Origin of the sequence: Sphingomonas pruni NBRC 15498, assembly GCF_001598455.1 — a bacterium.
Classification (GTDB): Bacteria; Pseudomonadota; Alphaproteobacteria; order Sphingomonadales; family Sphingomonadaceae; genus Sphingomonas; species Sphingomonas pruni.
The window spans coordinates 1-562 of sequence record NZ_BCYZ01000168.1; the positions used below are offsets into that span (position 1 = coordinate 1).

At 65.8% G+C, this 562-nt stretch carries 1 protein-coding gene; it reads left to right on the plus strand.

Translation table 11 applies throughout. The features are described from left to right. On the plus strand, positions 1 to 562 hold a 562-nt coding region (locus tag SPR01S_RS21075; protein WP_157082396.1), incomplete at both ends, for an aminotransferase class I/II-fold pyridoxal phosphate-dependent enzyme.

The following is a 562-nucleotide window of genomic DNA, read 5'->3' on the forward strand; positions in this document are numbered from 1 at the left end:
TTGCCGACCAGTATAACGCGCTGACCTATCTCGACGAGGTCCATGCCGTCGGCATGTACGGTCCAAGAGGCGGCGGCATTTCGGAGCGCGACGGCGTTGCCGATCGCATCACGATCATCGAAGGCACTTTGGGCAAGGCGTTCGGGGTGATGGGCGGCTATATCGCCGCCGACCAGACGATCATCGACGTCATCCGCAGCTACGCGCCGGGGTTCATCTTCACGACCTCGCTGTCGCCGGTGCTGGTCGCCGGCGTCCTCGCCTCCGTCCGCCACCTCAAGGCGTCGACCGCGGAGCGCGACGGCCAGCAGGCCTCGGCGAAAATGCTCAAGGCGATGCTGGCCGATGCCGGGCTGCCGGTCCTGCCGGGTGACACCCATATCGTGCCCTTGATGGTCGGCGATCCGGTCAAGGCCAAGCGCATCAGCGACATCCTGCTCGCCGAATACGGCGTCTACGTCCAGCCGATCAATTACCCGACCGTGCCCCGCGGCACCGAACGCCTGCGCTTCACCCCAGGCCCGGCCCATGACGAAGCCATGATGCGCGACCTTACCAAGGC